7 protein-coding genes and 1 pseudogene are annotated in these 6,472 nt (G+C 39.7%); 1 reads left to right on the top strand and 7 read right to left on the bottom strand.

Annotated features, from left to right (window positions below; translation table 11 throughout):
• Positions 1–81 (bottom strand): annotated as a pseudogene (locus ACG916_RS19315) (CoA-transferase); the annotation flags it as partial.
• A 2-nt stretch (positions 82–83) separates the two neighbouring features.
• Positions 84–767: a 3-oxoacid CoA-transferase subunit A gene (locus ACG916_RS19310; protein ID WP_419328470.1), complete on the bottom strand. Its 684-nt coding sequence runs from the start codon at positions 765–767 to the stop codon at positions 84–86.
• A gap of 250 nt (positions 768–1,017) precedes the next feature.
• Here ACG916_RS19310 and pcaU point away from each other — a divergent pair, with 250 nt between their 5' ends.
• On the top strand, positions 1,018–1,842 hold the full coding sequence (gene pcaU / locus ACG916_RS19305; RefSeq protein WP_419328468.1) for an IclR family transcriptional regulator PcaU: 825 nt from the start codon (positions 1,018–1,020) through the stop codon (positions 1,840–1,842).
• 199 nt (positions 1,843–2,041) lie between these two features.
• Here pcaU and ACG916_RS19300 read toward each other — a convergent pair whose 3' ends face one another.
• The 5 genes from ACG916_RS19300 to moaCB are packed head-to-tail and all read right to left on the bottom strand — an operon-like array spanning position 2,042 to position 6,406.
• Positions 2,042–2,695, bottom strand: a complete 654-nt coding sequence (locus tag ACG916_RS19300; protein ID WP_419328466.1) for an ATP-binding cassette domain-containing protein — start codon at positions 2,693–2,695, stop codon at positions 2,042–2,044.
• Positions 2,682–3,380, bottom strand: coding sequence for a molybdate ABC transporter permease subunit (gene modB / locus ACG916_RS19295; RefSeq protein ID WP_336952609.1), 699 nt, complete (start codon positions 3,378–3,380; stop codon positions 2,682–2,684). Before modB ends, ACG916_RS19300 begins: the two co-directional genes overlap by 14 nt.
• An 11-nt stretch (positions 3,381–3,391) precedes the next feature.
• Complete coding sequence (gene modA / locus ACG916_RS19290; RefSeq protein ID WP_419328478.1) at positions 3,392–4,135, bottom strand: molybdate ABC transporter substrate-binding protein; 744 nt, start codon at positions 4,133–4,135, stop codon at positions 3,392–3,394.
• Positions 4,136–4,163: 28 nt separating this feature from the next.
• Positions 4,164–5,486 (bottom strand): molybdopterin molybdotransferase MoeA, encoded by a 1,323-nt coding sequence (locus ACG916_RS19285; RefSeq protein WP_419328464.1) that lies wholly within the window; start codon positions 5,484–5,486, stop codon positions 4,164–4,166.
• Positions 5,483–6,406 (bottom strand): bifunctional molybdenum cofactor biosynthesis protein MoaC/MoaB, encoded by a 924-nt coding sequence (gene moaCB / locus ACG916_RS19280; protein ID WP_336952614.1) that lies wholly within the window; start codon positions 6,404–6,406, stop codon positions 5,483–5,485. Before moaCB ends, ACG916_RS19285 begins: the two co-directional genes overlap by 4 nt.
• Positions 6,407–6,472 lie beyond the last annotated feature (66 nt).

Here is a 6,472-nt window from a genome sequence, read left to right as displayed (position 1 = left end):
TAAATTGACATATGCACCATCGGGAATATCTTGGGCAACACGTTCAGCAATTTGGTCACGGCTTAGTTTTTGGTAGCTCATTGTTATTCTCCATTACCATTGGCTGCATCAACTGCAACCACATGCTGAACAAAAATTCCTGGGGTAATAATATGCTCAGGATCGAGCTGACCCAGTTCAACCACCTCTGATACTTGTGCAATAGTGACGTCTGCAGCCATCGCCATGATTGGACCAAAGTTACGTGCTGATTTGTTATAAACCAAGTTGCCCCAACGGTCGCCTTGATGTGCTTTAATCAGTGCAAAGTCTGCTTTAATCGGATATTCAAGTACGTAGTCTTTGCCATCGATATGACGTGTTTCTTTGCCATCTGCCAATAAAGTACCAAAGCCTGTTGGGGTAAAGACTGCACCTAAACCCATCCCCGCGGCTTGAATACGACAGGCGAGATTACCTTGAGGAACCAGTTCCAGTTCGATCTTGCCTGCATGATAGAGTTCATCAAATACCCAAGAATCAGACTGACGGGGGAAAGAACAAATGATTTTACGGACTGCAGCTGATTTAAGCAGTTTCGCTAGACCGTAATCGCCATTGCCTGCATTGTTATTGACAATCACCAGATCTTTAACGCCAAGTTCAATCAGCCCATCGATCAGCTCTGCGGGCTGTCCTGCTGTTCCAAAGCCACCAATCATAATGGTTGCACCATCTTTGATTTGGGATAGAACCTCAGTCAACGAGGTGGCATTTTTATCAATCATCTGACTACTTCCTGTACTTTGAATCACTCATTCATTTCATCCTAGAAACCGATGAAACTAAGCCGAGTGTTTTGTTCGGATTTCTAATCTTTATTCTTGATAAATTTTGTATTTACTTCTAGGCTTAAAGTTAGATTTTGTTCGATCATTATTTTTTATGTTCGATGATCGAACTTTATCCCACTAAAACGGTCTGATTTGGATTGAGTAAAATTTTAATGTAATTGGCTTTAAATTAAGGATCTGCGTTATGGACGATGAACACAAAAAAACCACCCGATTAATCCATCATTCTGAAAATAAAAAGATTATTCGCCATGAAGATTTTATTGCAGGGATTGCAAAAGGGTTGGCGATTTTGGAATGTTTTGGGCCTGAACGACATCGCTTGAATATCAGTACTGCGGCTGAAAAGACAGGAATGACCCGAGCAGCAGCGCGTCGCCAGTTACTGACCTTAGAGTACTTAGGCTATTTAGACTTTGATGGACATTACTATTATTTAACTCCCAAAATTTTAAAGTTCTCTGGTGCTTATTTAGATGGTTCACCTTTACCCAAAATTTGCCAACCTTTATTAAACTTATTGACCAATCAGACTTCGCTGATTTACTCGGTGATGGTATTAGATGGTTATGAGGCAATTACCATTGCACGTAGTGCCGCACATCAGCAAACAGACCGTGTTAATCCTTACGGCTTACATTTAGGCAATCGTCTTCCTGCACATGCAACTTCTGCGGGGAAAATTTTATTGGCGCATTTAAATGTGGAAGAACAAAAGCAATGGCTGGCCCAGTATCCATTAAAACGTCTTACTAAATATACTTATACAGAAAGTGAGGCGTTTATCGAATTACTGCATGAGATTAAAGAACAAGATTGGTGTTATTCATGTGAAGAACATGAATTGGGAGTTCATGCTGTTGCGGTTCCAATTTATGACTCAAACGCAGTAGTCGTGGCCGCATTAAATATTGTCTCCCCCACTATGCGCACAACAAAAGATTATTTAATTACTCATATTTTACCGTTACTGCAAGAAACAGCACGTGATTTACGCCAAGTGATTTAATAGATATCTTGAACAAGTATATTTTTAGATCATTGCTAAATGAGCTAAACCTTATAAATCATGGAATTTAGACCATTTCATAAAGGTGAGTTTATCAAAATGTAGAGTTTGTACTGCGTATCTTGCATTTAAATTTAAATACATTTGAACAGACAATACTTCCTTTTTCATGGATAAAAAGATCTAATATTATTCAAGATTAGTGAGTTTTTGGGATTTCAGTGATGCTTCCCTGATCCATATAAACCACCTGTGCATTTAAATAAGCCAGCTCATCGGCATGATGGGTGACATAAATCATGGGTAATTGAGTTTCTAGTTTAACGCTATTTAGAAAAGGTAAAATTTGATCTTTTAATTTGTAGTCCAGCCCAGTCAATGGTTCGTCCAAGAGCAATAAATCAGGAGAAGATAAGAGCGCGCGACCAATCGAAATACGTTGTGCCTCGCCACCAGACAATTGATAAGATGCACGTTGCAATAACGGCTTGAGTTGAAGTAAATCAACAATCTGATCAAAGCTAAATTTCTTGTTCTGATCTGGACACAAATTTTCTGCATATTTTAGATTTTGTTTCACATTCATATGTGGAAACAGCCATGCATTTTGGAAGACTAATGCGATTCGACGTTTGTGCATGGGTAAATTAATTTTTTTTTGATCGTCGAAAACACACTGCTGATTGAGTAAAATTGAACCCTGTTGTGGCTGTAACAAGCCGGTAATGTTTTTAAGGAATGTTGATTTCCCACTGCCTGATGCACCCATAATGCCCAGCAATTGTTTTTGCATTTGCAACTTTATCTTTAAATTAAACTCAGCATATTGAAATTGAAAATCACATTGCAGCATCTTTGCCTCCCAATTTTCGCTGATAATTCTGAAGAATATAAGCATTTGCAATCAAAGCACCAAAGGCAACCAATATGGATAAGATCACTAAACGCATAGCGCCCTGCTCCCCATCAGGTTGCTGAATCAGCGAGTAAATTGCTATAGGAATGGTCCGAGTTTCATCGGGAATATTGCCCACAAAAGTAATGGTTGCACCAAACTCACCTAAGCTACGACTAAAACACAAAATACTTCCAATTAAAATTCCGGGTAAAGCCAAAGGTAGGCTGATACTGCTAAATACCCGTACAGGGCTTGCACCCAAAGAACCTGCAACCTGTTCCAGTTGCTGATTGATCATTTGAAAAGATAGCCGAATGGGTTGCACCATCAATGGAAAAGCCACGATCATGGAGGCTAAAACAGCTCCTTTCCAATTAAATGCCAATTGAATACCTAACTGATTGAGATATTGTCCAATCCAGCCATTGGCACCAAACAGGATTAAAAGCAAATAACCTAAAACCACTGGAGGTAACACCATGGGCATTTGTAACAGTGCTTCCACCACAAACTTTAATCTAAATTGATAACGTGCCAAAATCCAAGCGAGCATGATTGCAAATGGTAGACAGAATAAAGTTGCAAAGAAGCCCACTTTCACCGACAAATACAATGCACTCCACTCTTCTGAACTTAGCATAAAGTAGGATCCTATAAACCAAAACCATACTGAACAAAAATCTTTTTAGCTTGCGCATTTTCTTTTAAATAATGGTTAAATTTCACTGCTGACTGATTGTTGATACCTTGTTGTGTCAAAGCAAGCGGATAGACAATTGGATGATGGCTGTTGCTTGGAAAAACTCCTGAAATTTTGATTTTTTTACTGATCAATGCATCGGTCTTGTACACAATCCCCACTTGACACTCACTACGTTCAACAAATGCCAACGCTGAACGAACATCATCCGTCCCCACTATTCGACCATTTAAACTGTTCAGCCAATTGAGTTTAATCAGACTTTGCTTGGCATATTTACCTACTGGCACAGACTCCATTTGCCCTGTGCATAAATGCCCTTGAAATGATTGGGCAAAATTAAATGTAGGCACAGCTTTAAACTGTTGTTTGCTTTGCAAAGGGCTAATCAACACCAATTGATTAAACAAAAATGGTTTAACCTGATTTACCTGAATCTTCTGTTTTTGGACTAAATAATTCATCCAGTCCTGATCAGCAGAAAAGAAAATATCACTGGGCGCACCGGCCTCAATTTGTTTTGCCAGTGCTGAAGATGCACCAAAAACAGTCACTATTTTAACCTCTGGTTGCTGCTTCTCATACAATTTAGCAATATCTGTCACCGCATTGGTTAAGCTTGCTGCAGCATAAATTTTGATTGTTTCAGCGTGTAATATGCTCATACTCGGCAGAAAATACAGGCCCAAGATCATTTTTAACGACCTACGCATCTTTTATCCCCTAATCTTGAATAAATAAACCTTGGAGGACTTGCCCCTGTTGTATGTTTTGATCTGAGGGTATACGCACAATACAATTGGCATCAATCAGATTACTCAACATATGTGATTGCTGTTTAGTTAAACTCTTCAAACTTAATCTTCCTTGTTCAAATACAGCATGCATTCTTAAAAAGCGCTCTCGCGCATCAGACTTCAGCGCATGACTCATAACGCCTGTCATCCAATTGAGTGGATGCTTTTGCCCCTGTAAAGAATTCACTAGAGTCGCCACATAGACTTGCATACCGATATAAACCGCAGCAGGATTGCCGGGTAAACCCAATAGGTAACAGTGAGTTTGATCTTGTTGCTGTTCTTGTCCTTTTCTTTCTTGTCCTTTTCTTTCTTGTCCTTTTCTTTCTTGTCCTTGTTTTTTTTGTTGAGAATACTTGGCGAAAAGCATCGGTTTACCCGGCTTTTGTTTGACCTTCCAAAAAATTTGCTGAAAACCGAGTTTTAATGCTGCGGGACGAACAAAATCATAATCTCCTACAGACACCCCACCTGTAGTAATGATTAAATCGTATTGTTCCTTAAGACGATCAAACAACTGAATTACACGATGTTCGATATCTTCAACATGAATTAAATTAACTGTTTGATTTCGGGTTTGAAACCATGCGCGGATCATGGGTGTATTTGCATCAAAGATTTTGCCTGAATTTAAACATTCGATCATATCTGCAACTTCGTCACCTGTAACGACCACAGCAATTTTGGGATAACGATAAACTTCTACTTGCTTTACACCTGCCATACTGAGTGCTGCAATAACACCGACATTGAGTTTTTGTCCTGCTGATGCAATTAATTGACCGAGTGCAACTTCTTCCCCAACATCTCGAATATCAGCATGACTGTTTAAAGACTCAGTGAGTTTTATATTGTGTAAATCGATGAGCTCAACAATCTCTTGTCGAGCAACCGTTGTGGTACCTGCTGGGATTTTTGTCCCTGTAAATATTCGAATCGCTTGCCCTTGTTTCAATTCGACCTCAACCCTTTGCCCTGCACGAATCTCTCCAATCAATTCGAATTTAGAATCTGTTTGAGTCACTGCACTTGCATTGATCGCATAACCATCTACCGCACTTTGCGAAAAAATGGGTAAATTAATTTCTGAAAAAATATCTGCTGCAACATAACGATTAAGCGCTTGGTTTAAGGGGATGGTTTCACTACCTAGACTTGGAGTGTGATCCACAAGTAACTGCAAGGCTTGATCAACTGAAACCAAGCCTTTTTCATTGCCACAATCATGAGCGACCGCAATCTGATTCATTGATAGCCCCCAAGATGTGGAATATTTTTTTGCACATCAAAAAGATGTACCAAGGCTGGTAGAATGGCAATCAGTGACTCTTTAGCACCTTGGCGACTGCCTGGCAAAGTAATCACCAAACTATTGTCAATATAGCCCGCGACCCCTCGGCTGAGTGCTGCATAAGGGGTACGTCTTTGACCAAAACTACGAGAAGCTTCCATCAAACCTGGAATTTCACGTTTAAGTAAAGGTTGAATGGTTTCAACAGTTAAATCTTTAGGGCCTAATCCTGTTCCACCCACAGTCAAAATAAGTGGATAGTGATTCTTTTGTTGTTCAATTAACGCCAATAACTGTTCTGGAGAGTCGGCAATTACTTGATAATTCACCTGACTAAAATTGGCTTCTTCAAGAATTTCTAAAACATTTTGCCCAGCTGTATCAGGCTTTTTCCCTGAAGCCACGGTATCGGATAAGACAATAACCGATGCAGATAAAGTCTCTTTCAATACACGGGTAAAATGTGATTTACCGCCTTTTTTCAGTTGTAATTTACATTGGTCAAGGCATAAGTCTTCAGGTTCACAGTGCGGCTTAAGCATATCGTATAAGGTTAAGCCTGCTAGACTGACTGCCGTGAGTGCTTCCATTTCTACACCTGTAGGACCAATGGTTTCGACAGTCGCAATAATTTCGACATGTTTTTCATGCAACTCATATTCAACATCTGCACGATAGATCGGTAAGGGATGGCACAAAGGAATTAATTCATCAGTGCGTTTTGCTGCCAAAATTCCAGCAATACGTGCGGTTTTTAGTGCGTCCCCTTTTTCTGTACTTCCAGTGCGTAATAGTTCTATGCAATGTGCAGGTGCATATAAAATTCCTGTTGCTACGGCTGTACGGTAGCTTTCTGCTTTCATACTCACATTTTTCATTGCCTGTTCCTTCTCTTACGATATTACTTACATGGCCAGACATATTTAGCTGAGTTACTCAATCAG

It is taken from the genome of Acinetobacter legionensis (assembly GCF_048552295.1).
Lineage (GTDB): Bacteria > Pseudomonadota > Gammaproteobacteria > Pseudomonadales > Moraxellaceae > Acinetobacter.
The sequence above is the reverse complement of the archived record's forward strand: the minus strand, read 5'-3'. Positions and strand labels throughout refer to the sequence as shown.